Consider the following 25686-nt stretch of genomic DNA (forward strand, 5'->3'; position numbering starts at 1 on the left):
CCGCCCCGGCGCGCGTCCGGCACCGCACGACGACGGACAGCCACCCCGTGCCGTGAGCGGCGCCGGGGTGGCTGTGGTCGGGGCGGGGACGCGGTCGTCCGCGACGTCAGGCGGTGACGAGGGTCCGTCGCAGGTCGAGCCCCTGGCCGTCGAGGACGGACTGGACCGCGGCGCCCGTGTCGGGGTGCACGAGCACCGGCGCCATGAGGTTCGCGTGCACGCCGCCGGCGCGCACGCTCGCGACGACGAGCACGAGCGGGTCGGTGTCCTCGGCCCCGATGCGCGCGAGGTCGGACGACGGGATGGCGGGGGAGTAGCCGGGCACCCAGCGGCCGGGGTCGAGGACGAGCATCTCGACGCCCGGGGTGTCGAGCGCGGACAGCGTGTAGACGCCGTCGCCCTGCTCGGTGAGCAGCTCGAACCGGCGGGCCGCGAGGCCGGGAGGCGGGGTGACGAACGTGAGCGTGGTCATCAGCGGAGGTAGTCCAGGAGGGAGGGCTGCAGGAGGGTGGCGCCGATGCTCAGGGTCGCCTGGTAGGCGACCTGCTTGAGCTGGAGGTCGATCGCGAGCTCGGCGAGGTCGACGTCCTCGATGGCGCCGCGGCGCGTCTCGAGCGAGGTGCGGTTGCCGAGGTTGGTGTCGGCGGCGCGCTCGAGCTGGTTCTGGCGCGCGCCGACGGTCGTGTGCTGGGTGAGGACCGCGTCGAGCCGCGCGTCGACGGCGGCGAGATGGCCGCCGCTCCCGTTGCCGGCCCGCAGGTCGGCCGCCACGGTGTCCAGCAGCGCGAACACCGAGCCGGACCCGGTGCCGAAGACGGCGGCGCCGTCGATGTCGACGCGCACCGTCGAGTCGACGCCGATGCGGCGCTCGACGGACGCCCCGCCGCCCGTGAACGAGTAGTCGTCGCGGAACGCGACCCCCTCGTCCGAGGTTCCGGCGAAGACGGTGCGCCCGAGGTACGTGGAGTTCGACTGGCGCAGCAGCTCGTCGCGCAGCTCCACGAGCTCCGCGGCGACGGCCTCCCGGCCCTCCGTCGACGTCGTGTCCGACGCGCCCTGGAGGACGAGGTCGCGCACCCGCTGGACGATGTCGGTCACGGTGCCGAGCGTCGAGTCGAGCGTCGCGAGCCAGCCCTCGCCGTTCGCGATGTTGCGGTCGTACTGCTGCTCGGCCGCGAGGCGGCCGCGGATCGCGAGGGCGTCCGCCGCGGACGACGGGTCGCTCGAGGCGCGCGTGAGCTTGCGCCCCGAGGTGCCCTGCTCCTGGAGCTCGGCGATCCTCGCGAGGTTGGACTGCAGGCTCCTCGTGACGTACGAGGCCTGCATCTGGTTGGTGATGCGCACGGTTCTCCCCTTGCGGACCTGGTCGTGGGCTACAGCCCGACGCGGCCGGTGCGGTTGATGAGGTGGTCGAGCATCTCGTCGACGGCGGTGAGCACGCGGGCCGCGCCCTGGTAGGCGTGCTGGTACTGCATGAGGTTCACGGTCTCCTCGTCGAGCGAGACGGCGGAGTGCGAGAGCAGGTCGCTGAACGCCGCCGTCGACGCCGTGGTCGCGAGCTTCGCGTCGTAGCCGGCGGAGCTCGACTTCACGGCGAGCTGCGTGACGTGCGTCGACCACACCGCGTCGGGACCGCCGCCGGCGCTCCCGAGCGCGGCGATGCGGTCGGCCACGGACCCGTCGAGGGATCCCGCCCCGACGGCGGCGGTCGCGACCTGTCCGGGCGCGGTCACCGCGACCCGCAGGCCGGCGCCCGCGGACCTGCCGGGCTCGATCGCGAAGAACGCGCCGCCCGGCGTGCCCGACGGCGTCAGGCCCGTCGTGTGCAGCGCGTTGACCTGCGTGACGAGCGCCGACGCGAGCGCGTCGTAGCCCGCCGCGGCCTGGGCGTAGATCCCGCCGGACGACACCGGCGCGAGGGCCGACAGGTGCCCGGCGAGCTCGCCGCCCTCGAGCCCGACGGCCGCGCCCGGGCGGTGCGACCACTCGAGCCGCACCGCGTCGTCGGCCGCGCCGTCGAGCGTCGAGGACCCGACGAGCCGGACCTCGTTCACGTGGTGGCCGTCGACGAGGAGGTTCCCGCCCAGGAGCACGTTGACGGTGCCGTCGGGGTTCGTGCTCGTCTGGGCGCCCGCGAGGCGCGCCAGGTCGGCGGCGAGCTGGTTGCGCTGGTCGACGAGCTCGTTGGCGGAGCCGTTCTGGCCGGAGGCGTCGAGGATGCGCGTGTTGAGCGCGGCGATCTTGTCGGCGACCGTGTTGATCTCGGCCACGAGCGAGCCCGCGCTCGTGCGCGCCTGGCCCCACGCGGCCTCCACGCGGGCGCGGCCGTCGACGATCCGGTCGACGACGGCGCCGGCCTCCTCGACCACGACCCAGGCCTGGGCGTCCTTGCCGGGGGAGTTCGCGGCGTCCTGCCACGCGCCCCAGAACGACTGCAGCGCGGCGGACAGCCCGGTGTCGGAGGGCTCGCCGTGGATGTCCTCGACGGCCGTGAACGCCGCGGCGCGCACGCTCGCGTACCCGTCGGCGGACGCCGTCTGGCGCACGCGCGACTCGAGGAAGAGGTTCCCGAGCCGGGCGACGCCGTCGATCGTCACGCCCTGGCCGGACCGGGCGGACTGCGAGAGCCGCCCCAGGCCCATCTCGGTGAGCGGGGCCGTGGCCGACTGCTGCACGCGCTGGCGCGTGTAGCCCGGCGTGTTGACGTTGGCCACGTTCTGACCGGTGACGTCGATGCCCGCCTGGGCGGCGCTCATGCCCCGGAAGGCGGTGTTGAGGATGGAGAACGAGCTCATGGGCGGGACTCCTTACAGCACCGTGTCGAAGAGGCGGGCGACGTCGGAGCGGTCCGTGGTGGCGCCGGTCGCGTCGTAGGTGCGGGGCTCGCCGCCGAGCGTCGCGAGCGTCTCCTGCGTGGAGCGCGACGCGTGGTTGACGAACTGCGTGTTCGTGTCGCGGACGGTCTTGATCCGCACCGTCAGCTCCGTGAGGCCCGTGAGGTGGCCCTCGAAGATCTCGCGCCAGGGCCCCGCGGCCGGGGCGGCCGCGGCGATCTCCCGCAGCGTGGCGTCGGGCGCCAGGCCCCACTCGGCCGCGACGGTCTCGGACGCGACGGTGCGCACGAGGGTCGCCTCGCGCACCTTCTCCATCACGGTCTCGACCTCGCGGTTCGCGTGGGCGAGCCAGCGGGTGCGGCCGGCGGTGAGGAGCAGCTGCTCCTCCTCGAGCTTGAACAGCAGCATCTCGAGCAGCTCGCGCTCTCGCCACAGCAGGGTCGACAGCTCCTGAGGGCCCAACGTGGCTCTCCCTTGTGTGCGCGGTGGTCGGTCGGGGCGGCGGGCAGCGCCCGCTCGAGACCCACTGTCGGCACGCGCGGCGCGCATGTGGCGGCTGATCCCCGGGCCCGCTGCATGGGAGAGGTCAGGACGCGGTGCCACCGCGTGCCTCACCCGCGTCTCCCGGTGCCGTACCGGGCCCGCCCCAGCAGAAAGGTGCTTCGGCGTGAACCTCTCCGAGCGCAACGCTCTCGTCGTCGACAACCTTGCCCTCGTCGGCTTCCTCGTCTCCGACCTGTGCGCGCGGGCCGACCACCTCTCGCGCGAGGACCTCGCGTCGGTCGGCGCCGTCGCCCTCACCACGGCGGCCACGAGCTTCGACCCGACCCGCGGCGTCCCGTTCGGCGCGTACGCGCGGCGCCGCATCGTGGGGGCGCTCGCCGACGAGCTGCGCTCGCAGGACTGGGCTCCGCGCTCGGCGCGCCGCCGCATCAAGGCGCTGACGGCCGTGACGGCGTCGCTCACGGCGTCCCTCGGCCGCGAGCCGACCGACGCGCAGGTCGCCGAGGCGATGGGCGTCGTGGTCGCGGACGTGCGCGCGGCCCGGGACGACGCCGGCCGCTCGATCGTGGCGATGGAGGACACCACCTACGACCACGTCGCGCTCGAGGCGCCGACCCCGGAGGAGCAGGTCCTGTCCGTCGAGGAACGGCACGTGGTGCGCGAGGCGGTGGCGGCGCTGCCGGACCAGCTGCGGCACGTCGTCGAGCAGGTGTACTTCGCGGGGCGCAGCGTCGGCGAGCTCGCCGCCGAGCTGGGGATCAGCCACTCGACCGTCTCGCACGCGCGGATCGAGGCGGTCCGCCTGCTCCGCGAAGGGCTCGAGGCCCACTACTCGGGCCGCGAGGCGAAGGGCCCGGCCGCGCCGCTCACGGCCCGCCGGCGGGAGTACCTCGCCGCGATGGGCGAGCGCGTCGCGGGCGGTGCCACGCAGCGGTCCGCCTGGGCGGTGCCCGCGGCGTCGTGACCGGGGCGCGACGGCGTCGACCGGCGTCGGTCGATGTCGGCCACCGTCGGGCCGCGGCGTCCGACAGTCCCCAGGAGCAGGCCGGTCGAGGTGACGGGCCGGTACCGGACGAGCCGGCCCGCCCGGGGCCGCGCGGGACAGGAGCGCACGCATGGGTCTCTCGATCGTGACGAACGTGGCGGCGACGACGACGTACCGCCGCCTCGCGACGACGCAGCGCGAGCAGGGGGCGTCGGCGGAGCGGCTCGCGTCCGGCCTGCGGATCACCACCGCCGCGGACGACTCCGCGGGCCTGACGACGGCGGAGGGCCTGCGGGCCCAGGCGAACGGCAGCGCCGTCGCGCAGCGCAACGCGGCGGACGCGGTCGCCATGCTCGAGACGGCGGACGGCGCGCTCGGCGGCATCCAGAGCATGCTCCAGCGCATGCGCGAGCTCGCGCTCCAGGCCGCGAACGACACGAACGGGCCGGACGCGCGCGCCGCGATGGAGGACGAGCTGACGGCGCTCGCGCGCGAGGTGAGCCGGACCCACAACGAGTCGGCCTTCGCCGACCAGCTCCTCCTCGCGAGCGAGCCGACGGTGACCTTCCAGGTCGGTGCCGAGGGGGACGCCGCCTCGACGATCGCCGTCCAGCTCCCGCGCGTGACGTGGGCGGTGTCGTCGGTGCTCGTCGCGGGCGACGGCGACCTGCGCGTGAGCCTGACCGGCGCGGGGTACCCCGAGCTCGCGCACATGACCTCGCGTGCGGCGGTCGAGGCGATCGACCGCGCGATCTCGCGCGTCTCGGAGGAGCGCTCGCGCATGGGCGCGACGATCAACCGGCTCGACCACGCGGCGCGCGTCGCGGGCAGCACGGGGGAGAACCTGCGCGCGGCGGAGTCGCGGATCCGGGACGCCGACCTCGCCCAGGAGCTGCGCGACGGCGCGCGCCTGAACGTGCTGGCGCAGGCGGGGACGGCGATGCTCGCGCAGGCCAACCAGGCGCCGTCGTCGGTGCTGCAGCTCCTGGGCTGAGGCTCCTGAGGCTCTCGAGAAGTGACGCAGATCACTGACCACGAGGGGGCGGTGGCTGCCGAGAGTGCTCGGTGACCGGCCCATGGATGGGCTGGGGGATCATCCACTCGCCCGTCTCACGGAGGACTCATCATGGGCTTCAGCGTCAACACGAACGTCTCGGCACTCAACACGTACCGGAACCTCACGAGCACCCAGAACAGCCAGAGCAAGTCGCTGGAGAAGCTGTCGTCGGGTCTGCGGATCAACCGTGCGGCGGACGACGCCGCGGGTCTGTCGATCGCCGAGGGTCTCAAGGCCCAGGTGAACGGTTACAGCGTCGCGGCGCGCAACGCGCAGGACGGCATCAGCGTCGTGCAGACGGCGGAAGGTGCGCTGGGTGAGGCGCAGTCGATCCTGCAGCGCATGCGCGACCTGTCGGTGCAGGCCGCGAACGACACGAACAACGCCGACGCGCGCACCGCCATCAGCTCGGAGCTGGGCGAGCTCGCGGACGAGCTCGACCGGATCGTCGACTCGACGAACTTCAACGGGATCGACCTGCTCAAGTCGACGTCGACGGACCTCACGGTCCAGGTCGGCGCCGAGGGCGCGGGCGGCGGGAACACCATCTCGATCGACCTCACCACCAACGACCTGCAGGGCATCATCGAGGCCGGCGTCTACGACGCCACCAACGGCGGGACGTCGCTCAACGTCGCGACCGCCGCCGGTGCGCAGGCCGCGATCGAGACGATCGACACGGCGCTCAAGGCCGTCTCGACGGCTCGCTCGGGCCTGGGTGCGACGCAGAACCGCCTGGAGTACGCGATCTCCAACATCAACGTCGCGACGGAGAACCTGACCTCCGCCGAGTCGCGCATCCGCGACGTCGACATGGCCAAGGAGATGATGAACTACTCGCGCACCAACATCCTGTCCCAGGCCGGCACCGCGATGCTGGCCCAGGCGAACCAGGCCAGCTCGGGAGTGCTCCAGCTCCTCGGCTGATCCTGACGGCCGCGCGGCCGGTCCCGCGCGGCCGTCCCCACCGACGGCGTCGCACCGGAGCACCCGGTGCGGCGCCGTCGTGCTGTGCGCACCGCGGGCGCCCCCGACGGGACGGGGAACTCGTCGAAAGTCGTCCCCCACGAGGTGGTGGTGGGTGCCGAGAGTGCTCGGTGACCGGCCCATGGATGGGCTGGGGGATCATCCACTCGCCCGTCTCACGGAGGACTCATCATGGGCTTCAGCGTCAACACGAACGTCTCGGCACTCAACACGTACCGGAACCTCACGAGCACCCAGAACAGCCAGAGCAAGTCGCTGGAGAAGCTGTCGTCGGGTCTGCGGATCAACCGTGCGGCGGACGACGCCGCGGGTCTGTCGATCGCCGAGGGTCTCAAGGCCCAGGTGAACGGTTACAGCGTCGCGGCGCGCAACGCGCAGGACGGCATCAGCGTCGTGCAGACGGCGGAAGGTGCGCTGGGTGAGGCGCAGTCGATCCTGCAGCGCATGCGCGACCTGTCGGTGCAGGCGGCGAACGACACGAACAACGCCGACGCGCGCACCGCCATCAAGTCGGAGCTCGACGAGCTCGCCGACGAGCTCGACCGGATCGTCGACTCGACGAACTTCAACGGCATCGACCTGCTCAAGTCCAGCGCGACCGACCTCACGGTCCAGGTCGGCGCCGAGGGCACCGGTGACGGCAACACCATCACCATCGACCTCACCACCAACGACCTCCAGACGGTCATCGAGGCGGGCGTGTACGCCGCCGCGGGCGGCAGCTCCCTCACGGTGAACACGGCGGCGAACGCGCAGGCGGCGATCGAGACGATCGACACGGCGCTCAAGGCTGTGTCGACGGCTCGCTCGGGCCTGGGTGCGACGCAGAACCGCCTGGAGTACGCGATCTCCAACATCAACGTCGCGACGGAGAACCTGACCTCCGCCGAGTCGCGCATCCGCGACGTCGACATGGCCAAGGAGATGATGAACTACTCGCGCACCAACATCCTGTCCCAGGCCGGCACCGCGATGCTGGCCCAGGCGAACCAGGCCAGCTCGGGAGTCCTCCAGCTCCTCGGCTGACCCTGACGGCCACCCGGCGGGCGGCACGGACCGCCCTCCGCGCCGTCCGCCGGGTCTTCTCCGCACCACGTCCCCAGCACGTCCCCCGTCCCACACCTGGAGGTGATCCGCGTGGGCATCTCCTTCACCGGGCTGTCGAGCGGTCTCAACACGGCAGACCTCGTCAAGCAGCTCATCGCCGTCGAGTCGATCCCGCAGCAGCAGCTCCAGGCCAAGGTCAAGGCCGAGCGCTCCGAGATCACCGCGCTCCAGGACCTCAACACGCGCGTGGCCGCGCTCGCGAAGCTCGCCAAGGAGCTCACCGCCGGCGACGCGCTCGCGCTCTTCACCGCGAAGGGCTCGTCCGACGCGGTCTCGGTCGCCGCCCGCGCCGGCGCCTCTCCGGGGAGCATCGACGTCGTCGTCGACGCCGTCGCCACCGCGCAGAAGTCGGTCACCGCGACCCTCACGACGGCTCCCACCACGCGCTTCACCCTCACGGACGCCGCGGGCGAGCACACCGAGCTGACCGCGGCCTCCACGTCGCTCGACGACGTCGTCGCGGCGATCAACCGCGCCGACGCGGGCGTCACCGCGGTCAAGGTCGGTGCGGGCACCGACGCCGCGACGGGGGAGAAGCTCTACCGCCTCCAGCTCACGGGCGCCGCGACGGGCGCCGCGGGCGCGTTCTCGTTCCACGCCGGGACCGCCGCCGAGGTGGACGCCGGCACCGCGACGAACCTGCTCGCCGCTCCCGGGGCGGCCACCGTCACGGCGGCCGCCGACTCCGTGGTGCGCCTGTGGGCCGGCACCGCCGCCGAGCAGACCGTCACCTCGGCGTCGAGCACGTTCACCGACCTCCTCCCCGGCATCGACGTCACCGTCTCGAAGGCGTCCGCCGACCCCGTGACCGTCACCGTCGGCGAGGACCCCGAGGCGCGCGCGAACAAGGTCCGCAGCCTCGTCGACGCCGTGAGCGCGATCCTCGCGCGCATCGGGACGCAGACCAAGGTGACCATCGGGTCGGACGGCTCGACCTCCGGCGCGACGCTCGCCGGCGAGTCCATCGTGCGCAACGCGCGCCAGTCGCTGCTCGGCGCCGTCACGGACCCGGTGGACGGGGCGTCGCTGTCGTCGATCGGCATCGAGATCACGCGCTACGGCGAGGTCACGTTCGACGCCGAGAAGCTCTCGGCGGCCCTCGCCGCCGACCCCGACACGACGATGAGCACGTTCACGCAGGTCGCGACGCGCGTCCAGAAGGCCTCCGAGATGCTCTCCGACAAGTACGACGGCCTCCTCACGACGTCCGTCAAGAACCGCGAGACCCAGGCGACCCGCCTGGACGACCAGATCGCCCGGTGGGACCAGCGGCTCGAGCAGCGCTTCAAGCGCCTCACCGCGCAGTACACCGTCATGGAGGTCCAGCTCGCCAAGCTCGACTCGCAGCAGCAGTGGCTGACGGGCCAGCTCGCGACCCTCATGCCCTCCTCGTCCTCGAAGCGCTGAGCCGCACCTCCCGCGAAGGAACCGCCGTGACCCACCTCGCCCGGAGCGCCTACGGGCGCGACGCCATCCTCACCGCGTCCCCCGCGCGCCTGCTGACGCTGCTCTACGACCGTCTCGTCCTCGACCTGCGCCGGGCCGAGGCCGCGCAGGGCGAGGAGCGGTGGGCCGCCGCGTCCGAGCAGCTCCTGCACGCGCAGGCGATCGTGGCCGAGCTCATGGGCTCGCTCGACACCACGGTCTGGGACGGTGCCGAGGACCTCATGGCCCTCTACGTCTACGTCCACGAGGCGCTGGTCGCGGCGAACGTCCACCGCGACATCGGGCGCACGCACGAGGTCCTCGAGATCGTCGTGCCGCTCCAGGAGACGTGGCGCCAGGCCGCGGAGGTGCTGCCCGCCGGGCACGGGAGCGCTGCGGCGCACGGCGGCGGAGCGACCGGTGTCGCCTGACCGCGCGGGCGCGCTCACGGCCTGGGCCCGTGCCCTCGACGAGCTCGACGCGATGGCGTCGGTCGCGGGCGAGCACGCCGGCGAGACGGCCGTCGCCCACCTGGCCGCGTGGACCCCTCCGACCGGGCTGGGGCGGCTCCCGGCCGAGCTCGTGGACCGCGCGCTCGAGGTCCTGGTCCGCCAGGCCGACGTGGTGGACCGCCTGCACGCGGCCATCGTGGAGAACCGGCGGCACTCCCGTGCCCTGACCTGTGTGCCCCGCGCGCACGACTCGACCGCGGCGGCGTACCTCGACGTGAGCGCCTGACCCTCGCGACACCTCCGGCCCGGCGGCGCTCCCGGGCGAGCACGGCTCACGCGTCGCGACCCTGCATAGGGGTCGGGTGAGCACACGACCGACCGCGCAGCACGCGTCCCCGCTGCGCGTGCACGACGTACGGCGGCGGCCCCTCGGTCGTCGTCGGCTCAGGGTGAGCACGGACCGCTCCCCCCGCAGGCCATCGGACGGCCGACACCGACGACGTGGGGAATCCGCGACCGTGTTCGACTCCGTCACCTCCGTAGCGATCCAGAGCGCGCTGGACGGGCTGTCCGCCCGGCAGAGCGCCATCGCCGAGAACGTCGCCAACATCAACACCCCGGGCTACACCGCGAAGCGGGTGCAGTTCGAGGAGGCGCTGGCGGCCTCCGTCGCCGACGGCGACGCCCGGCGCACCGCCTTCACCGTCGACCGCTCGCTCGAGCCGACCCGGCTCGACGGCTCGAACGTCAACCTCGACACCGAGACCGTCTCGAACGTCGACACCGTCCTGCGCTACCAGTTCGCGACCCAGGCCGTCGGCGGCGAGGCTGCCGCCCTGCGCGCGGCGATGCGGACGGCCTGACATGACCTACGACGCTCTCGGCATCGCCGGCACCGGCCTCACCCTGCACCGCAAGTGGCTCGACGCCGTCGCGGACAACCTCGCCAACGTCAACACCGTCACGTCGACCGACGACGCGGCGTTCCGCGCCCGCTACGTCCTCGCCACCGAGGGCGGCGAGAAGAACCCCGGCGCGTACGTCGCCGGGGCGGCGTGGGGGAGCGCGGAGGGCCGGCTCACGTACGAGCCGGACCACCCGCTCGCGGACGAGGACGGCTACGTGCGCTACCCGGACATCGACATGTCCGAGCAGATGGGGAGCCTCATCCTCGCCCAGCGCGGCTACCAGGCGAACGCCGCCGTGATCGACCGCGCGAAGACGGCCTACGAAGCAGCACTCCAGATCGGGAAGTGATCCTCATGTCCATCCCCTCCGTCGAGGCCACGACCGGCACCGGGTACCTCACCGGCGTCGAGAGCCTCTCCGCGACCGCTGCCGCCGCGACCGGGTCGACCGGTGCCGCGGGCGCGAGCGCCTTCGCCGACGTGCTGGGCGGTGCGGTCGACAGCACGCAGCAGCTCCAGGGCGCCGCGAACGAGCTGGCGATCGCCGCCGTCACGGGCGACCTCGAGAGCGTCCACCAGGCGACCATCGCCTCCACCCGTGCCCAGACGACCCTCGAGCTCGTCGCCGCCGTGCGCAACAAGGCGGTCGACGCGTTCAACGAGATCATGAGGATGCAGGCCTGACGATGCCCGAGAAGATCAGGTCGACGTTCGGCCGCGCGTTCGGCGCCGTCCGCGACTTCACCATCGCCCAGCGCACGCTCGCGCTGCTCGCCCTCGCGATCCTCGTGGTCGGGATCGTCGCGCTCGTGTCGTGGGCGTCGCGCCCCAGCTACACGCCCCTGTTCTCCGGCATGTCGAGCGCGGACGCCGCCGCGATCGTCGACCAGCTCCGGTCGCAGGGCGTGCCCTACGAGCTGACCGACGGCGGCGGCACGGTGCTCGTGCCCGAGGAGCGGGTCTACGAGCAGCGGCTCGCGGCCGCGACGGCCGGCCTGCCCGCCGACGAGTCGACGGGCGGCTACTCGCTGCTCGACGAGATGGGCGTCACGTCGAGCGAGTTCCAGCAGGACGTGACGTACAAGCGCGCGCTCGAGGGCGAGCTCGCCCGCACCCTCTCCGCGATGGACGGCGTCGAGACGGCGACCGTCCAGCTCGCGATCCCCGAGGAGACGGTCTTCGCGGCCGAGCAGGGCACCCCGACCGCGTCGGTGTTCGTCGCTCCCGCCCGGGGCCAGAAGCTGACGACCGAGCAGGTCGAGGCGATGGTCCACCTCGTCTCGGCGTCGATCGACGGCATGGCGCCCACCGACGTCGCGGTCGTCGACGCGCAGGGCGAGGTGCTCTCCGAGGTCGGCGTCGGGGCGCGCTCGTCGGGCGAGCAGGCCGGGCAGTACGAGGAGAAGGTGTCCGGGCAGGTGCAGGCGATGCTCGACCGCGTCGTCGGCGCCGGGAACTCGACCGTCGCCGTCACCGCCCAGATGGACGTGGCGAGCTCCGAGCGTCTCGAGGAGACGTTCCGCACCCCGGAGGGCGGACCCGTCCTCAACGAGTCCACGACGACCGAGGAGTACACCGGCGGGGCCGGGGCCAGGCCGGGGTGCTCGGCCCGGACAACATCGCCGTCCCCGGCGGCGCGGGCGCCGACAGCAGCTACACGTCGGAGGACGCCACGCGCAACAACGCGATCGACAAGGTCACCGAGACCACGACGACGCCCGCCGGCGCGCTGACCCGGCAGGCCGTGTCCGTCGCGCTCGACGCCGAGGTGGCCCGGGGCATGGACACGGCCGCGATCACCGCGATGGTCTCCGCCGCCGCCGGCATCGACGCCGAGCGCGGGGACACCGTCGAGGTCGCGGTGCTGCCGTTCGACACGGGCGCCGCGGAGTCGGCCCAGGCCGCGCTCGCCGCGGCGGAGGAGGCGGCCGCCGCCGAGAGCCGGGCGCAGATGCTGCGCACCGCGGCGGTCGTCGCCGGGGTGCTCATCGCCCTGGTGATCGTGCTCGTGGCCGTGCGGCGCGCCCGTCGTCGCCGTGAGCGGCGCGAGACGGTCGACCTCGAGGACCTCCGCATGACGACCCTGCACGAGCTCGACCGCGACGACGAGCACCCGGCGCTCCTGTCCGGCGGCGGTCAGGGCGAGCTCGAGCCCGTGCCCGAGCGGCCGGAGATCCAGCCGCCGACCCCGCGGTTCACGAGCCTCGACCAGCGTCGGGCCGAGATCGACGCGCTCGCGGCGACCGACCCCGACAAGACGGCCGAGTACCTGCGGGTGCTGCTCGCCGAGGACCGGGCGGGGGCGCAGCGATGAGCGTCACGACGGCACCGCCGGAGACGGCGCCCGCGGGCACCGGCGCCGCCGGCCTGGCGGCCGCCCTCGACCCCGCCGCCGCGGCGCTCGCGACCGAGGCCGCGCGCAAGGTCGCCGCGATGAGCGGGGTGCAGAAGGTCGCCCTGGTGCTCATGCAGCTCAGCCAGGAGCGGGCGGCGACGGTCCTGTCGCTGCTCTCCGAGGAGGAGGCCTCCGAGGTCGCCGCCGAGATCATGCGCACCCAGGTGGTGGACGAGGACCTGGCGGTCGCGGCCCTCGACGAGTTCTACGACATGGCGCTGTCCGGCACGCCGCGCCCGCGCGGGGGCAAGGACTTCGCCGTCGGGCTGCTCGAGGCGTCGATGGGCGCCGACCGGGCGGCCGACGTCGTCGAGCGCCTCGTCGCGAGCATGCAGGGCAAGGCGTTCGAGTACCTCGACGGCACCGAGCCGGGACAGATCGTGTCCCTGCTCGACGGCGAGCACCCGCAGACCGTCGCGCTCGTCCTCGCGCACCTCAGCTCGGGCGTCGCGTCCGCGGTGCTCGCCAAGCTGGCCGACGACTACCGCACCGACGTCGCGCAGGCGCTCGCGACCATGGGCACCGCGTCGCCCGACGCGGTGAAGATCGTGTCGGAGCAGTTCCGCACCCGCATGGGCGCGAGCATCACCCCGCGCCAGCCGGTCGAGATCCTCGGCGGCGTCCAGCCGCTCGTCGACATCATCAACCGCTCCGACGGCGCCACCGAGAAGGCGGTCCTCGAAGGGCTCGAGGCCCGCGACCCGCAGCTCGCCGAGGAGGTCCGCTCGCGCATGCTGACCTTCGAGGACATCGCCTCGTTCGAGGCGCGCGACGTGCAGATCATCCTGCGCGGCGTCGAGATGTCGGTGCTCGCGCTCGCCATGAAGGGCACGACCGCCAAGGTCGTCGAGACGATCACGAAGAACATCTCCGAGCGCAACCGGGCGCTGCTGGAGGAGGAGGTCGCCGGGCTGGGCGGAGTGCGCATCAGCCAGGTCGAGGAGGCGCGCGCGGAGATCGTCCGCGTCGTCCGCAACCTCGAGGCCGACGAGAAGATCACGATCCACCGCACGGACGGGGACGAGCTTGTCTACTGACGCCTCCTTCGTGCCGCGGGCCGTGCCGGTCCTGCGCAGCGACCGCGTCGCGGAGGTCGAGGCGGCGGCGTCGGCCCGCGGGTACGCCGCCGGCTACGCGGCCGGGGCCCGCGCGGCCCGCGACGAGGCGGAGCGCCTGCGCGCCGCGCTCGAGGCGGACCACGCGCGGCGCACCGCCGAGCGGGACGAGCGGACCGCACGCGCGGTCGCCGTCCTGCGCGAGGCCGCCCGGGCGCTCGGCGAGCGGACCGTCCCCGTCGTCGCCGCGGCGCAGGACGCCACGGTCCGGGGCGCGCTCGACCTCGCGGGGTCCGTCCTCGGGTACGAGCTCACCGACCGGCCGGGGGCCGCCCGCGCGGCCCTCGCGCGCGCGACGGCCGTCGCCGACGGCGCGGTCGTCGCCGTGCGGCTGCACCCCGACGACGTGAGCCTGCTGACCGAGGCCGGGGTCGACGACGTCCGCCTCGTCGCGGACGCGTCGCTCGACCGCGGCGACGCCGTCGCGGAGCTCGAGCACGGCTTCCTCGACGCGCGCGTCCGGGCCGCCGTCGACCGGGCGCGGGCCGAGCTGGCGCTGCTCGACGTCGGGCCCGACCTCACGCCCGACGCCGGGCCCGGCGTGGCCGGAGGGTCGTCGTGACGGCCCCGGTCGGCTCGGCCGTGCCGGGCACCCGCACCGCGGCGGGCGCGACCCGCCCGCACTCCCGCCCGCCCGCGCTCGACTCCCTCGTCGCGGTGGCACGGCCCGAGCGGGTCGGCGTCGTGACGTCGGCCGTCGGGCTGAGCCTCGAGGTCGCGGGACTGAGCTGCGGCATCGGCGACCTCGTCCACGTCGGCGACGGCCCGCACCCCCTCGACGCGGAGGTCGTCGCGACCGCCGAGGGCAGGGCGCGCTGCATGCCGCTCGGCCGGCTCTCCGGCATCCGCGCGGGCGACCCGGTGCGCACGCGCGGCACCGGGGTCCTCGTCCCGACCGGGCGCGGGCTGTTCGGCCGCGTGGTCGACGCGCTCGGCCGCCCCGTGGACGGGCGCGGCCCGCTCGGGCGCGCGCCCCGCGTGCCCGTGGACGCGGACGCGCCCGCCGCGATGGAGCGGGCGCGCATCGACACGCCGCTCCAGACCGGCGTGCGGGTCCTCGACACGCTCACCACGCTCGGCCGGGGGCAGCGCATCGGGCTGTTCGCCGGCTCCGGCGTCGGCAAGTCCTCGCTGCTGTCGATGGTCGCGCGCGGGACCGACGCCGAGGTGTCGGTCATCGCGCTCGTCGGCGAGCGCGGGCGCGAGGTGCGCGAGTTCCTCGAGGACGATCTCGGCCCCGAGGGCCTGGCCCGGTCGGTCGTCGTCGTCGCGACGTCCGACGAGCCCGCGATGATGCGCCGGCGCGCAGCCTTCACGGCGACCCGGATCGCCGAGTCGTTCCGGGAGGCCGGGTCGCACGTCGTCCTCATGATGGACTCCCTCACGCGCGTGTCCATGGCGCAGCGCGAGATCGGGCTGTCCGTGGGGGAACCCCCGCGACCCGCGGCTACCCGCCGTCGACGTTCTCCCTCATGGGGAACCTGCTCGAGCGCGCGGGCACCGCGGCGACGGGCTCCGTCACCGGGATCTACACCGTCCTCGTCGACGGCGACGACCACAACGAGCCGATCGCCGACCAGGCGCGCTCGATCCTCGACGGGCACGTCGTGCTCGACCGGTCCATCGCCGTCTCGGGCCACTACCCGGCGGTCGACGCGCTCGCGTCGGTCTCGCGCGTCGCGTCGCGCGTGACCACGCCCGAGCAGCGGTCGGTCGCGCTCACGCTGCGCCGGGTCCTCGCGGCGCGCCGCAAGGCCCAGGACATCCTCGACATCGGGGCGTACAAGAAGGGCACCGACCCCCTCGTCGACGCGAGCCTCGAGCACCAGGGAGCGATCGACGCCTTCCTGCAGCAGGTCATGACCGACAGGACGCCGGCCGAGGAGTCGTGGGCGCGCCTCACGCGGCTCACCCAGGTGCTGGCCGGAGGGGAGGACTGATGGCGGGGAAGTTCCGGCTCGCGGGCGTGCTGCGCCTGCGCCGCCTGGAGGAGGACGGCGCCAAGGCGGCGCTCGCGGGAGCGCACGCGGACCTCGCGCGCACCGTGGAGGAGGCGGGCGGTCTCGCCGCCTACCTCGACGCCTCGCCCGAGCGCCCGACGACGAGCGCGGCGCTGTCCGGGCTCGCGGCCTCCCGCGCCGCGGCGAGCGCGCTGTTCTCCGTGCTCGAGTCCGAGGAGCGCGTGCGCGCGCACGCCGTGGACGAGGCGCGCGCCGAGCTCGCGCGCGCCCGCGCCGCCGCGCTGGGCCTCGAGAAGCTCGAGGAGCGGCACGACGCCGAGACGGCCCGCGCGGAAGGGCGCGCCGACCAGGCCGCGCTCGACGAGATCGCCTCGGCCGCGCGGCGCACGACGGCCGGGGGGTCGACGACGTGAGCATGACCCAGGCGCTCGCCCGCGTGGGCGAGATCCGCACGGAGATCGTGGCGCTGCACGACGTCGTGGCCGCCCCCGGCCGGTCGACGACGGCGTCGTCATCCACGAGCGCGACCGACTTCGCGTCGGCGCTCTCGGCGCTCTCGGCGCTGCCGACGACGGGTGCGACGGGCACCGGCTCGGACGTGGTCGGGCGCCTGCTCGGCACGCTGTCCGGGGCGACCGGCGCCGACGAGCTCGCGCGCAGCGCGCTGTTCGGGGCGGGGGCGTCGCCGGGCGCTGCGGCGGGGGCGGCCGTCGTGCCCGCGGCCCCTGCGGCGCCCGCCGGCCCGGCGACCGCGCCCGACGGCGCGACCGACGGCGTGGCGGGACGGTCGGTCGTCGAGACGGCGCGCCAGTACCTCGGCGTGCCGTACGTGTGGGGCGGCGAGAGCCTCGGCGAGGGCGGCCTCGACTGCTCGGGCCTCGTCCAGCTCGTGTACTCCGCGCACGGCGTCGACCTGCCGCGCGTCGCGCGCGACCAGATGCGCCAGGGGACCGAGGTCGGCTCGCTCGCCGAGGCGCGACCCGGCGACCTCGTGGTGCAGCGCGGGGGCAAGCACATCGGCATCTACGTGGGCGACGGGCAGATGATCCACGCGCCCAAGCCCGGCCGCACCGTCGAGATCACGGACGTCACCGACGCCTCCGTGACGACCATCCGCCGCGTGATCGGCTGAGGAGGACCACGATGACCCTGACCACGAACGCCCTGGTCGCGGCTCCGGCACCGGCCACGACGGCGCGGCCCCGGGCGGCGTCCGGAGCGTCGGCCGACGCGTTCGGCCGCAGCTTCGACGCCGCGCTCTGCGAGGCGGCCCGTGGCCGCCCGGAGCCTGCCCGGCCTCGCGGCGGCACCCCTGCCGACCGGGCCGTCGACGACGGCACGACCGCCGCCGGGTCCTCGACCGACACCACCACGACCGCCGGGCTCTCGACCGACGGGTCCTCGACCGACGGGCCGGCGACCATCGGGACCCCCGGCGCCGACTCCTCGGCGGACGGCGCCACCGCCGCGGACGGTCAGCCCGCCGTGCCGCCCGTTCCCGTCGGCCTGCCGGGCCTGCCGGTGCTCCCCGACGCGGCGCCCGTCGGTCTCGACGGCGCGCTCGCCGGCACCGCCACGCCGGACGGCGCGGCAGCTGCCGCCCTCGCGGACGACGCGGCGGCCGGCGACGAGCACGGTCCGACGCGCGCCGCGTCGTCGGCCGACGCCGCGGGCGCCCCGGACGCGTCCACGGCTGCCCCGGCCACGGGCGACCGCCCGGGCGCACCCGGCACAGCCTCGGCGGCCGGCACAGCCTCGGCGGTCGGCACCGCGGCGGCGGCCGGGCCGGGCGAGGCTCGGACGCCGACCGGTGCACCGTGGTCGTCCCACGCGACGGCGACGGCGGACGGCCCGGTGACGGTGCCCGCCGCGACGCGGGCGAGCGGTGGTGCCGGAGAGGCCGTCGCGACGGCCGGACCCCTGGCGAGCGCCGGGCCCGGGGCCGGGACGACCACGACCCCGCCGCCGGGTCCGGTCCCCGCCACGCCGGGTGCGCCGGTCCCCGCCGCGCCGGGTGCGCCGACCAGCTCGGGGGGCGTCGCCGTCGCCCCTGCACCGGGGGAGGCGGACGGCGTGACGTCACCGGTCCCGACCGGCCCGGAGGGCACGGCCCCCGCGCCGGACGCCGCGCCGCGGGCCTCCGCGGAGCTCCTCGCCGCCGCCCCCGTCGCGGCCCCTGCTGCACCGGCCGCCGCCGGCGCGCCCGCGGTGACCGCCCCGGCGGCGGCGTCGCACCCGGCACAGCCGCTGCACGCCCAGGTCGCCGGGCCCGTCGTCCGGCTCGCCGAGGTGGGCGACGGCGACCACGTGCTCACGCTCTCCGTGACGCCCGAGAACCTCGGGCCGGTGACGGTCCGCGCGCACGTCGCGGGCGGTGACCTGCGCATCGAGCTCTACGCGCCGCACGACACGGGCCGCGAGGCGCTGCGCGCCATCGTCGCCGACCTGCGGCGCGACCTCGCGGGCATCGCGGGCGGGGCGTCGTCGGTCACCGTCGCGGACGCGGGAGCACCGGGCACGGCCGGGGACGGTCGGGACGGCCGCGGTGCCACCGCCGACGGGTCCGGCGCGCGTCGCGACCCGCAGGAGCCCGGCGCGCACGACCGCGGCCCGGCCCGCCCGCACCGAGGGGCCACCGAGCCCGAGACCGAGCCGACAGTGGTCGGCAGGACGTACGGCGCCGCCCGGCGCCTCGACGTCCTCGTCTGAGGAGAGGAACCACGTGCCCGTCGAACCCGTGAGCGCGCCGGCGCCGGCATCGATGTATGCCACGAAGAGCGTGCGCGCGCCCAAGCAGGAGTACGACAGCGAGCTCTTCCTCGGGCTCCTCGTGACCCAGCTGCGCAACCAGGACCCGTCCAGCTCCATGGACACCGGCGAGATCGTCTCGCAGACGACGTCGCTCGCCATGATGGAGGCGCTCACGCGGATGACCGGGCTCGTCGAGGAGTCGTTCGCGCTCCAGATGCGCCAGTCGGCCGCCGACCTCCTGGGCAACAAGGTCTCCTACCTCGACGCCGACGGCGTCGAGCACACGGGCACCGCCACCGCGGTGTCGTACCGCGACGCGGTACCCACCGTGACGATCGGCGGGGTGGCGGTCGACCTCGACCACGTCTCCGCCGTCACCTCCTCGGTCAGCACGGATGCCACCGGGACCCCGGCAGCCACGGACGGCGCCACCGACGACCACGGCAGCTCCGCCGCCTGACCCGAAAGGACTCTCGTGCTCCGCTCCCTCAACACCGGAATCTCCGGCCTGCGCGCCCACCAGAACATGCTGGACGTCACGGGCAACAACATCGCGAACGTCAACACGACGGGCTTCAAGTCCTCGCGCACCCAGTTCCAGGACACGCTGTCCCAGCTCGTCGCGGCGGGTGTCGCGCCGGACCAGCAGGTCGGCGGCGCGAACCCCGCGCAGATCGGTCTCGGCGTCACGACGGCCGCCATCACGACGCAGTTCACCCAGGGCGCCGCGCAGACGACGGGCGTCCCGACCGACCTCATGATCGACGGCGACGGGTTCTTCGTCGTCGAGCGGGGCGGCCAGGCCTACTACACGCGCAACGGCGGGTTCACGTTCGACGGCGCGGGCCGGCTCGTCAACGCGAGCGGCGACCTCGTCCAGGGCTGGACCGCCACCGACGGCGTGGTGAACACGAGCAGCCCGCTCGGCAACCTCACGATCCCCGTCGGGGACGTGATCCCGCCCCGCGCGACCACGGGCGTGACGTTCGGGGGCAACCTGCCCTCGGACGCCGCGGACGGCACCGAGCTCGTGCGCGACGTCGAGGTCTTCGACGCGGCGGGCCGGGCGAGCAAGCTCTCGCTCGTCTTCACGGCCGCCGCCGGCGGCTGGTCCGTGAGCGCCCGCGACGGCGCGACCGGCGCGACGCTCGCGGGCCCGCAGGCCCTCACGTTCACGGGTGGTGCCCTGACCGGCGGCGGGTCCCTCGCCGTCGGCGGCGTGACGGTCGGCCTCGACGGGCTCACGTCGTACGCGGGGCTGTCGAACGTTGCCGTCGCGAGCAAGGACGGCGGGGCCGCCGGGTCGCTCACGTCGTACTCCGTCTCCGGCGACGGCTCGATCGTCGGCCGCTACTCGAACGGCCGGACCGAGGTCCTCGGTCAGGTCGCGCTCGCGACGTTCACCAACGCCGGCGGGCTCGAGAAGGCGGGCGACTCGCTCTTCGCGGCGACGCAGTACTCGGGCGACCTGCTGGTCGGCGCCGCGGGCGACCCGGGCCTCGGCTCGATCACCGCGGGCGCTCTCGAGATGTCGAACGTCGACCTCTCGCAGGAGTTCACCAACCTCATCGTGTCGCAGCGCGGGTTCCAGGCGAACTCGCGCGTGATCACGACGTCCGACGAGGTGCTCACCGAGCTCGTCAACCTCAAGCGCTGACCCGGGCGGGGTGGGGTGCCTCCCGGCCCGACCGGGAGGCACCCCACCGAACCCCGGACCGGACCCCGCACCGACCCCCGACCCGCACCTCCGTCCCGAACCCGTCCGCACCTGACCCGGACCCGTCCCACCCGAAGGGAGAGCCGTGATCGTCCTCACGCGCTTCAGCTCCGAGCGCATCGCGATCAACGCGGACCTGGTGGCCCGCGTCGAGACCAACCCGGACACGCGCGTGACGCTCATCGACGGCTCGCGCTACATCGTGACCGAGCCCATGGAGGTCGTGATCCGCCTCGTCGAGGAGCACAAGGCGCGCGTGCTCGCGCTCGCGCGCTCCCTGCCCGCCCCCGCCGAGCGCGCGCCGCTCGAGGTCGTCCGGTCCGCGCCCGACGACGCCCCCGCCCCCGGCGACCGCCCGGTCGCCCTCGCACCCCTGCCCGACACGAGGACGAAGTAGGCCATGGACCCCGCAACCATCATCGGCATCCTCGTCGCGTTCGGCTCGCTCATCGCGATGGTGTACCTCGAGGGGTCGCAGATCACCTCGATCCTGCTCCCGGCACCGATCATCCTCGTGTTCGGGGCGAGCATCTTCGCCGCCGTCGCGTCGGGGACGCTCAAGGACTCGGTCCGGGCCTTCAAGACGCTGCCGCGCGCGTTCACGGGCAAGGCGCCGCGTCCCGCGGAGGCCATCGAGGAGGTCGTCCGGGCCGCGGAGATCGTCCAGAACGACGGCGGCCTGCTCGCCCTCGAGGCCGAGTCCCAGAAGACGGACGACCCGTTCCAGCGCAGCGCGCTGCAGTCGCTCGCCGACGGCTCGGACGCCGAGCAGCTGCGCACCCTGCTCGAGGAGCGGATCGAGACCAAGGCCCGCGAGGACGCCGTCGCGTACGACTTCTTCAACGCGATCGGCGGCTACGCCCCCACGATCGGCATCGTCGGCACCGTCGTCTCGCTGACCCACGTGCTGGAGAACCTGTCCGAGCCCGAGAAGCTCGGGCACATGATCGCCGCGGCGTTCATCGCGACCCTGTGGGGCATCCTCTCCGCCAACTTCATCTGGCTGCCCATCGGCGCGAAGCTCAAGCGCCTGTCCGACCTCGAGATCGAGCGGCTCCACGTCCTCCTGGAGGGCTACATGTCGATCCAGGCGGGCTCGCGCGCCCGGGTCATCGACGAGCGGCTCAAGACGATGGTCCCCGAGTGGTCGTTGCCCGAGGACAAGGCCGCCTGATGGCGCGGCGTCGCAGGGGCGGCCACGGCGGCGGGGGCGGCGGTGGCGGGCACGACACGGGCGGCTCCGGCCGCTGGATGGTGTCGTACATGGACATGGTGACCGTCCTCATGTGCCTGTTCATCGTCCTGTTCGCCATCAGCTCGGTCGACCAGGGCAAGTACCAGGAGCTGAAGTCCTCCCTCGCGGAGGGCTTCGGCAACGTCGAGGACGCCGCGGTCGTCGAGGAGGTCGTCGAGAACCCGGCGGAGGAGCCGGTCGACGTCGAGACGGACCTCGAGCGCGCGCTCGACGAGGTGTCCGACCTCTCGGCGCTGCGCGACGCGATGGCCCGCGACCTCGCCGCGCACGGGCGGTCCGACACGGTCCGGTTCGACATCGACGAGCGCGGGCTCACCGTGCGGCTCGTGTCCGCGGACACGTTCTTCTCGCCCGGGAGCGCGGACCTCACGCAGGAGGCGCGGGCGGTGCTCGACGTCGTGGGCCCGGCGCTCGCGCCGACCGCGCACGAGATCCGCATCGAGGGCAACGCGGACTACACCTCGACCGTGACGTCGGTCTTCCCGTCGAACTGGGAGCTGTCGTCGTCGCGCGCCACCGCCGTGCTGCGCCACCTCGTCGAGCAGGACGGTCTCGCCGAGCACCGGATCGCCGCGGTGGGCTTCGGGTCGGCGCGCCCGCTCGCCGAGGGCACGAGCCCCGAGGCGCTCGCGACGAACCGCCGCGTCGACATCATGGTGCTCTCGTCCGCGCCGGAGGCCGTGCGCGCGCTCATCCCGCAGGTGCTCTCGGGGCAGCTCAGCGCGGCGGACGTCCCGGCCGCGGAGGCGGACGCGCGGGCTCTCGCGCGGGCCGCCGAGACGGCGGGGGAGGCGGGCGCTCCGGGGGAGTGACGCGGCCCGTCGAGCCTGCGCGACGTCGCGCAGGCTCGCGTCGTGCGCGCCCGCATAGGAGCGGTCGTGAGCACGACGACACCCGAGCGGGTCCAGCAGCCCGCACCGAGCCGCAAGGTCGAGGTCTACGACTTCCGCCGCCCGACGACGCTCGTCCGCGAGCACCACCGCATCCTCGAGATGGCGTTCGAGAGCTTCGCGCGCCAGTGGGGCACGCAGCTCACGGCCCGCGTGCGGGTCGTGAGCCAGGTCAACCTCGCCGCGGTCGCGATGCGCACCTACGACGACTACGTCGCCGAGCTGCCCGTGACGACGACGTTCGTCGTGTGCGAGCTCGAGGGGATCGGCCCGCGCGCCGTCCTGCAGTTCCCGCACACGGACGCCCTCACGTGGATCGCCCACATGCTCGGCGCCGGACCGACCATCCCGGTCGTCGACCGCAAGTTCACCGACGTCGAGCGCACGCTCGTGACGTCGCTGCTCACCGAGACGCTGCGCGACCTGCGCCACTCGATGGGCCGGCTGCTCGAGAACCCCCTGCGGATCTCGTCGATCCAGCACAACTCGCAGTTCGCCCAGGCCGCCCCCACCGCCGAGCTCATGATCGTCGCCGAGCTCGACCTCCGCGTCGGCGAGCGCGCGTGCCGGGCGACCCTCGCCGTGCCGTCGGTCGCGCTGCTCCCGCACCTCGGCGAGGCCAACCCGGCGGACGACCCCGCCGACGCGACCCGGCGCACGCGCCAGCACGTCGCTCGCTCGCTCGTCGACGTCACCGTCGAGCTCACCGGCGCGTCCATGACGCCGACCGAGGTGCTGGACCTCGCCGTCGGCGACGTCGTGCACGTCCCCCACGCCCAGTCCCGCCCGCTCGACGTCATCGTCGACGGCCACGTCCTGGCCCGCGGCGCCGTCGGCTCGTCCGGCTCCCGCCTCGCCTGCCGCATCGTCACCACCGAGGAGAACTGACCCATGAGCACCGCCACCCCGGTCGAGCAGTCCGTCGTCGAGGCCGCGTCCGCCGCCGCCCACGCGCTCGTCGAGCTCGTCCCGACCAGCACCCCGCTGCGCGCGGCCCTGCGCGGCGGCGCCCCCGTCGGCCCGCAGGCCGCACGGGCGGTCGTCGCCTCGTACGTGGGGGACTCCGGCACCGACCTCGCGCTCGCCCTCATCGACCAGGACGCGCTCGCCGACGCCTCCCAGGAGGCGGCGCTCGACGTCACCGACGTCCTGCGCCCCGCCCTGGAGGCCGCGGGTGCGACCACCGGCGTCGGCGTGCTCGGGGAGGTGCGCGTCGCCGACGCGACCGCGCTCTTCGAGGACCCGGAGTCCGTCGTGTTCGAGCTCTCCACGGACGACGGCCCGACGGCGGGCTGGTTCGTCGTGCGCACGCGCCGCGCGCTGCGGAGCCTGCCCGACGAGGCCGTGACCGGCGCCCGGCTCGCGCGCATCTCCAACGTCGAGATGCGCCTCTCCGTGATCGTGGGCCGCACCCGGATGCCGGTGCGGGACGTGCTCAGCCTCGAGCCGGGCGCCGTCGTCGAGCTCGACCGGTCCGCCGGGGCGCCGGCGGACGTGCAGCTCAACGGCCGCACGATCGCCAAGGGCGAGGTCGTGGTCGTCGACGGCGGCGACTACGGGGTGCGCATCACCAAGATCCTCGACGCGGACGACTGACCGGCATGGACGTCACCACCGTGCTGCGCGTCGCCTTCTCGCTGGCGGTCGTGCTCGGTCTCCTGTGGGTCTCGTACCGCGTCGCGAGCAAGACCTCGCGCTCCGCGCCGCGCGGGCGCCAGGAGCAGCTGACCGTGGTCGCGCGCCAGGGGCTGTCGCAGAAGAGCGCCGCGGTCCTGCTCGAGGCCGGGGGCCGGCGGTACCTCCTCGGCGTGACGGAGTCGTCCGTGACCGTCATCGACGGCCCGACATCCGTCCCGTCCGACGTCCCGCCCACCGCGGTCACCGCGGTCACCGCGGTCACCGCCGCGGACGCGACGCCCGGTGCCCCGACTTCGGACGGGCCGTCGTTCGGCGACGCCGTCACCGCGGCGGAGCTGTGGCTCGCGCAGCCGCCCGCGAACGGGGACGCCCCGGCGTGGAACGGCGAGCCCGGCTCGGTTCCCGCCGACGTGCCCGCCGGCGCGCCCGCCGCCGCGCCCCCGGCCGTCTCGGGGCCTCGGGTCGGGACCCCCGGGACCGCCGTCGTCGTCGCGCCGCCCGCGCCGACGAGCGCCCTGCGCACCTTCCTCGCGCCCGACACGTGGCGCAAGGCCGCGCGGGTCGTGCGAGGAGGTGCCCGGTGACACGCGCCCTCCCGTCGCGCCGCGCGCTGCGCCTCGCGGTGCTCGTCGGGGCGGTCCTGCTCCTCGTCGCCGTCGCGACCGTCCTGCTCGCGCCCCACGCGGGCGCCGCGGTCGTCGACCCGACCGACCCGGCCCCGCCCACCCAGCCGGTCGACCCGCAGGACGGCGGGTCGACGCTCTCGGTGGAGATCAACGGGCCGAACGGCGAGCCGTCGTCGTCCCTCGTGACGCTGGTCGGCATCACGCTGCTGTCGCTCGCGCCGACGCTGCTGCTCATGATGACGTCGTTCACCAAGATCTTCGTCGTCCTCGCCCTGACCAGGAACGCGCTGGGCACCGCCACGGTGCCGCCCAACATGGTCCTCGCCGGGCTCGCGCTGTTCCTCTCGCTGTTCGTCATGTGGCCGGTGTTCGGCGAGATCAACGACGCCGCGGTCCAGCCCTACCTCGACGGCACCACGACCTTCAGCCAGGCGCTCGACGCGGGCGCCGTGCCGCTGCGGGAGTTCATGCTCGCCCACACGCGCGAGGAGGACCTCGCGCTCATGACGCGCGCCGCCGACCTCGAGAACCCGGCGACCCCCGTCGACGTCCCCCTCACGACGCTCGTCCCCGCGTTCGTCATCTCGGAGCTCCGCGCCGCGTTCATCATCGGGTTCGTCGTCTTCGTGCCGTTCCTCGTCATCGACCTCGTCGTCGCCGCGGCCCTCATGAGCATGGGCATGATGATGCTGCCGCCCACGATGATCTCGCTGCCGTTCAAGCTGCTGCTCTTCGTCCTCGTCGACGGGTGGGGTCTCATCACGACGTCGCTCATCGGCTCGTACGGGATGGGTTGACCGTGGAGACCGCCGCCGTCCTCGACGTCGCCACGCAGGCGCTCGTCCTCGCCGCCAAGCTCGCGGCCCCCGTGCTCGTCACGTCGCTCGTCGTGGGCCTCGCCATCTCGATCGTGCAGTCCGTCACGCAGATCCAGGAGATCACGCTCTCGTTCGTCCCCAAGGCGCTCGCGGTCGCCGTCGCGCTCGTCGTGTGCGGCAACTGGATGATCGGCGAGATGGTGACGTTCACGCACGAGATGTTCGACCTCATCCCGTCGCTGCTGAACGGGGGCTGACGTC

30 protein-coding genes and 1 pseudogene are annotated in these 25686 nt (G+C 74.3%); 27 read left to right on the top strand and 4 right to left on the bottom strand.

Translation table 11 applies throughout. The features are described 5' to 3' along the window. Positions 1-106: 106 nt before the first annotated feature. The 4 genes from fliW to BJP59_RS02115 are packed head-to-tail and all read right to left on the bottom strand — an operon-like array spanning position 107 to position 3296. Positions 107-472, bottom strand: a complete 366-nt coding sequence (gene fliW / locus BJP59_RS02100; RefSeq protein WP_021483278.1) for a flagellar assembly protein FliW — start codon at positions 470-472, stop codon at positions 107-109. Beyond that, a complete protein-coding gene (flgL, locus tag BJP59_RS02105) occupies positions 472-1344 on the bottom strand; it encodes a flagellar hook-associated protein FlgL (protein ID WP_021483277.1) in 873 nt (290 codons plus the stop codon). Before flgL ends, fliW begins: the two co-directional genes overlap by 1 nt. A gap of 29 nt (positions 1345-1373) precedes the next feature. Then, the gene (flgK, locus tag BJP59_RS02110) at positions 1374-2795 is read right to left on the bottom strand and encodes a flagellar hook-associated protein FlgK (protein ID WP_144680717.1); all 1422 of its coding nucleotides are present in this window, start codon (positions 2793-2795) and stop codon (positions 1374-1376) included. Positions 2796-2807: 12 nt separating this feature from the next. Beyond that, entirely contained in the window at positions 2808-3296 is a 489-nt protein-coding gene (locus BJP59_RS02115; RefSeq protein WP_021483253.1) for a flagellar protein FlgN, read from the bottom strand. Between the two features lie 205 nt (positions 3297-3501). Here BJP59_RS02115 and BJP59_RS02120 point away from each other — a divergent pair, with 205 nt between their 5' ends. The 27 genes and pseudogenes from BJP59_RS02120 (at position 3502) to fliQ (ending at position 25682) form a co-directional block, all read left to right on the top strand. After that, positions 3502-4302 (top strand): sigma-70 family RNA polymerase sigma factor, encoded by an 801-nt coding sequence (locus BJP59_RS02120; RefSeq protein ID WP_194522092.1) that lies wholly within the window; start codon positions 3502-3504, stop codon positions 4300-4302. A 151-nt stretch (positions 4303-4453) separates the two neighbouring features. Then, complete coding sequence (locus tag BJP59_RS02125) at positions 4454-5317, top strand: flagellin N-terminal helical domain-containing protein (RefSeq protein ID WP_194522093.1); 864 nt, start codon at positions 4454-4456, stop codon at positions 5315-5317. A gap of 132 nt (positions 5318-5449) precedes the next feature. Then, on the top strand, positions 5450-6307 hold the full coding sequence (locus BJP59_RS02130) for a flagellin N-terminal helical domain-containing protein (RefSeq protein ID WP_061266687.1): 858 nt from the start codon (positions 5450-5452) through the stop codon (positions 6305-6307). Between the two features lie 231 nt (positions 6308-6538). Next, on the top strand, positions 6539-7393 hold the full coding sequence (locus tag BJP59_RS02135) for a flagellin N-terminal helical domain-containing protein (protein WP_086149055.1): 855 nt from the start codon (positions 6539-6541) through the stop codon (positions 7391-7393). 111 nt (positions 7394-7504) lie between these two features. Beyond that, entirely contained in the window at positions 7505-8881 is a 1377-nt protein-coding gene (gene fliD, locus BJP59_RS02140; RefSeq protein WP_043658829.1) for a flagellar filament capping protein FliD, read from the top strand. A 26-nt stretch (positions 8882-8907) separates the two neighbouring features. Next, a complete protein-coding gene (gene fliS / locus BJP59_RS02145; RefSeq protein WP_021483132.1) occupies positions 8908-9330 on the top strand; it encodes a flagellar export chaperone FliS in 423 nt (140 codons plus the stop codon). Further along, positions 9320-9637 (top strand): hypothetical protein, encoded by a 318-nt coding sequence (locus tag BJP59_RS02150; protein ID WP_194522094.1) that lies wholly within the window; start codon positions 9320-9322, stop codon positions 9635-9637. Before fliS ends, BJP59_RS02150 begins: the two co-directional genes overlap by 11 nt. Before the next feature lie 232 nt (positions 9638-9869). Further along, on the top strand, positions 9870-10214 hold the full coding sequence (locus BJP59_RS02155) for a flagellar basal body rod protein FlgB (RefSeq protein WP_021482579.1): 345 nt from the start codon (positions 9870-9872) through the stop codon (positions 10212-10214). A gap of 1 nt (position 10215) precedes the next feature. Next, positions 10216-10608, top strand: a complete 393-nt coding sequence (locus BJP59_RS02160) for a flagellar basal body rod protein FlgC (protein ID WP_021482578.1) — start codon at positions 10216-10218, stop codon at positions 10606-10608. A 5-nt stretch (positions 10609-10613) separates the two neighbouring features. After that, a complete protein-coding gene (gene fliE / locus BJP59_RS02165) occupies positions 10614-10943 on the top strand; it encodes a flagellar hook-basal body complex protein FliE (protein WP_061266694.1) in 330 nt (109 codons plus the stop codon). Positions 10944-10945: 2 nt separating this feature from the next. Next, positions 10946-11992, top strand: coding sequence for a flagellar basal-body MS-ring/collar protein FliF (gene fliF, locus BJP59_RS20270; protein ID WP_336244593.1), 1047 nt, complete (start codon positions 10946-10948; stop codon positions 11990-11992). 577 nt (positions 11993-12569) lie between these two features. Next, positions 12570-13691: a flagellar motor switch protein FliG gene (gene fliG / locus BJP59_RS02175; protein WP_086149053.1), complete on the top strand. Its 1122-nt coding sequence runs from the start codon at positions 12570-12572 to the stop codon at positions 13689-13691. Further along, a complete protein-coding gene (locus BJP59_RS02180; RefSeq protein ID WP_194522095.1) occupies positions 13681-14331 on the top strand; it encodes a FliH/SctL family protein in 651 nt (216 codons plus the stop codon). The genes fliG and BJP59_RS02180 overlap by 11 nt, the downstream gene beginning before the upstream one ends. A gap of 95 nt (positions 14332-14426) precedes the next feature. Next, positions 14427-15709: pseudogene (locus tag BJP59_RS02185) on the top strand (FliI/YscN family ATPase). Beyond that, the gene (locus tag BJP59_RS02190) at positions 15709-16143 is read left to right on the top strand and encodes a flagellar FliJ family protein (protein WP_043660553.1); all 435 of its coding nucleotides are present in this window, start codon (positions 15709-15711) and stop codon (positions 16141-16143) included. Before BJP59_RS02185 ends, BJP59_RS02190 begins: the two are co-directional and overlap by 1 nt. 2 nt (positions 16144-16145) lie before the next feature. After that, positions 16146-16862, top strand: coding sequence for a C40 family peptidase (locus BJP59_RS02195; RefSeq protein WP_194522894.1), 717 nt, complete (start codon positions 16146-16148; stop codon positions 16860-16862). Between the two features lie 11 nt (positions 16863-16873). Then, complete coding sequence (locus BJP59_RS02200) at positions 16874-18439, top strand: flagellar hook-length control protein FliK (protein WP_194522096.1); 1566 nt, start codon at positions 16874-16876, stop codon at positions 18437-18439. Between the two features lie 13 nt (positions 18440-18452). Beyond that, positions 18453-18941, top strand: coding sequence for a flagellar hook capping FlgD N-terminal domain-containing protein (locus BJP59_RS02205; RefSeq protein ID WP_228485235.1), 489 nt, complete (start codon positions 18453-18455; stop codon positions 18939-18941). A gap of 15 nt (positions 18942-18956) precedes the next feature. Next, positions 18957-20138 (top strand): flagellar hook protein FlgE, encoded by a 1182-nt coding sequence (locus BJP59_RS02210; protein WP_076403297.1) that lies wholly within the window; start codon positions 18957-18959, stop codon positions 20136-20138. Positions 20139-20283: 145 nt separating this feature from the next. Next, positions 20284-20595, top strand: a complete 312-nt coding sequence (locus BJP59_RS02215; protein WP_034652796.1) for a flagellar FlbD family protein — start codon at positions 20284-20286, stop codon at positions 20593-20595. A gap of 3 nt (positions 20596-20598) precedes the next feature. Further along, a complete protein-coding gene (locus tag BJP59_RS02220) occupies positions 20599-21372 on the top strand; it encodes a motility protein A (protein ID WP_021483317.1) in 774 nt (257 codons plus the stop codon). After that, a complete protein-coding gene (locus BJP59_RS02225; RefSeq protein ID WP_081895843.1) occupies positions 21372-22265 on the top strand; it encodes an OmpA/MotB family protein in 894 nt (297 codons plus the stop codon). The genes BJP59_RS02220 and BJP59_RS02225 overlap by 1 nt, the downstream gene beginning before the upstream one ends. Positions 22266-22331: 66 nt before the next feature. Next, positions 22332-23231, top strand: a complete 900-nt coding sequence (locus tag BJP59_RS02230; RefSeq protein WP_228485236.1) for a flagellar motor switch protein FliM — start codon at positions 22332-22334, stop codon at positions 23229-23231. Positions 23232-23234: 3 nt separating this feature from the next. After that, positions 23235-23939 (top strand): flagellar motor switch protein FliN, encoded by a 705-nt coding sequence (fliN, locus tag BJP59_RS02235; RefSeq protein ID WP_194522097.1) that lies wholly within the window; start codon positions 23235-23237, stop codon positions 23937-23939. A 5-nt stretch (positions 23940-23944) separates the two neighbouring features. Beyond that, on the top strand, positions 23945-24565 hold the full coding sequence (locus BJP59_RS02240) for a FliO/MopB family protein (RefSeq protein WP_194522098.1): 621 nt from the start codon (positions 23945-23947) through the stop codon (positions 24563-24565). Further along, positions 24562-25404 carry a flagellar type III secretion system pore protein FliP gene (gene fliP / locus BJP59_RS02245; RefSeq protein WP_228485237.1) on the top strand — a complete coding sequence of 281 codons (843 nt, stop codon included), beginning with the start codon at positions 24562-24564 and terminating at the stop codon, positions 25402-25404. Before BJP59_RS02240 ends, fliP begins: the two co-directional genes overlap by 4 nt. Positions 25405-25406: 2 nt before the next feature. Next, positions 25407-25682 (top strand): flagellar biosynthesis protein FliQ, encoded by a 276-nt coding sequence (fliQ, locus tag BJP59_RS02250; RefSeq protein WP_021482560.1) that lies wholly within the window; start codon positions 25407-25409, stop codon positions 25680-25682. The last annotated feature ends 4 nt before the right edge of the window (positions 25683-25686 follow it).

Origin of the sequence: Cellulosimicrobium sp. JZ28 (genome assembly GCF_015327065.1) — a bacterium.
Taxonomy (GTDB): Bacteria; Actinomycetota; Actinomycetes; order Actinomycetales; family Cellulomonadaceae; genus Cellulosimicrobium; species Cellulosimicrobium funkei.